Raw genomic sequence first — 2,519 nt, forward strand, 5'->3', positions numbered from 1 at the left:
TTGGCCGGCACGGTGATGACGGTTTTGCCGTCGCTCAGCGTGAAGGTCAATGCACTGTGGTTGTTGATCGGCAGACCGTCTTTGTTGGTCAGCGTGATGGTGTAGGTGATCTCACCGCCTTCGGTGACCGAAGGCGTCGCGGTCAGCTTGGCCACTACTTCATCGGTGGTGTCAGTCACTTGAACCGAAGCGTTGCCGCCCAGTTGCAGGTTCTCGAAGGTGCGACCGTCTACATCCACAGCAGACGTGATGCCCAGGCTGATCTGGCCAGCGTCGTTGTAGACGTCATCACCCTGAGCAGCGTGGGTGTATGGCGCGCTGGTTTCGCCGGCCTTGATGGTGACCTGGGCATTGTTGCTCAGGGTCACGACCAGGTCGTGAGCCAGCGGCTGGTTGACGTGCACGGTGAAGGTCGGCTTGACGTTCTCGGCTACCGAAGTCTGGTCGGCCGTGATGGTGACCTTGACCAGGTCGCCTTCGCTGCCTGGGGTACCTGGCTCGTCGGTGACCGACGTGCTGACCGGGGTTTTGTCCAGGTTCAGGTTTTCGAACTTCCACGCATCTGCGCCGCTGACCGCGTCGATGGCATTGACCACCGGCGCGTTAGTGCCGACATAGACGTTGTCTGGTGCGGTTGCAGTCGCCGAGCCCGTGGTGCTGTTCGCTGCCACAACGACAGTGGTGCCGTCGGTCAGCTTGAAGTACAGCTCCGAGTGGTTGTTGATCGGCAGACCGTCTTTGTTGGTCAGCGTGATGGTGTAGGTGATCTCGCCGCCTTCGGTGACCGAAGGGGTCGCGGTCAGCTTCGCCACGACTTCGTCGAGGGTGTCGGTCACTTGAACCGAAGCGTTGCCGCCCAATTCCAGGTTTTCGAACGCAGCACCAGTGGCGTCCACCGCCGAGTTGATGCCCAGGCTGATTTCGCCAGCGTCCTGATAGACGTCATCGCCCTGCGCATCGTGGGTGTACGGCGCGCTGGTCTCGCCAGCCTTGATGGTGACCTGAGCATTGTTGCTCAGGGTCACGACCAGGTCGTGAGCCAAGGCGGTGTTGATGTGTACGGTGAAGGTCGGTTTGACGTTCTCGGCCACCGAAGTCTGGTCGGCCGTGATGGTGACCTTGACGATGTCGCCTTCGCTGCCTGGGGTACCTGGCTCGTCGGTGACCTGGGTGCTGACCGGGGTCTTGTCCAGGTTCAGGTTTTCGAACTTCCACGCATCTGCACCGCTGACCGCGTCGATGGCATTGACCACCGGCTGGTTAGTGCCCACATAGACGTTGTCCGGGGCGGTTGCAGTGGCCGAACCGGTGGTGCTGTTCGCTGCCACGACGACAGTGGTGCCGTCGGTCAGCTTGAAGTACAGCTCCGAGTGGTTGTTGATCGGCAGACCGTCTTTGTTGGTCAGCGTGATGGTGTAGGTGATCTCGCCGCCTTCGGTGACCGACGGGGTGGCGGTCAGCTTGGCCACCACTTCACTGATAGTGTCCGAGATCTCAACGGTAGCCGGGCCACCCAAGGCCAGCTTCTCGAAGGTGGCACCCGGAACTGTAGCGTCGGTAACACTGAGCGTGATGGAGCCTGCATCAAGATAGACGTCATCGCCCTGAACCGAGGTCTTGTACTCGACTTCGGTCTTACCGGCTTCGATCGTCACGGTGTCGCCGTTCGACAGGGTTACGGTCAACGGACGGTCCAGCGCCTGGCTAACTTTCACAGTAAAGGAAGGTTGCTGGTCTTCGGTCACATTTCCATTGCTGACAATGCTTACGGTGACGGTATCGATGCTGTCATTGATGACCGTCGAGGCGGGGGTCGGGTTCGGGGTCAGTTGCTCGAAGTTGCCGCCCGTGGCGTTCTCGATGGTGACGCTGACGGTCGAACCGTTGTTGTAGACGTCATTGGCCGGGGTCTGGAAATCAACGCTGCCCTGGGTTTTGCCGGCTTCAACGGTGATGGTCTGGCCGTTGGACAGGGTCACGGTCACCGGCGTCTGGGCAGGGTTGCTCAGGGTCACGGTGTAGGTGATCACGCCGCCTTCGGTGACCGACGGGCTCGCCGTCAGGGTCGCGGTGGTGGTGTCGACTGAGTCGTTGATCGTGGTCTGAGCTGGCGTCGGGTTCGGGGTCAGTTGCTCGAAATTACCGCCCGTGGCGTTCTCGATGGTGACGCTGACGGTCGAACCGTTGTTGTAGACGTCATTGGCCGGGGTCTGGAAATCGACGCTGCCCTGGGTTTTGCCGGCTTCAACGGTAATGGTTTGACCGTTGGACAGGGTCACGGTTACCGGCGTCTGGGCAGGATTGCTCAGGGTCACGGTGTAGGTGATCACGCCGCCTTCGGTCACGCTTGGCGAGGCGGTCAGGGTTGCAGTGGTGGTGTCGACCGAGTCGTTGATCGTGGTCTGAGCCGGCGTCGGGTTCGGGGTCAGTTGCTCGAAATTACCGCCCGTGGCGTTCTCGATGGTGACGCTGACGGTCGAACCGTTGTTGTAGACGTCATTGGCCGGGGTCTGGAAATC

Annotated in this window: 1 protein-coding gene; it reads right to left on the reverse strand. The window is 60.7% G+C overall.

What is annotated here, in order from left to right; all coding sequences use genetic code 11:
- Positions 1-2,519, reverse strand: a 2,519-nt coding sequence (locus tag AC3WLP_RS27805; RefSeq protein WP_492576395.1) for an immunoglobulin-like domain-containing protein, incomplete at both ends; no start/stop codon positions are given.

The organism is Pseudomonas sp. FW305-E2 (assembly GCF_058782925.1).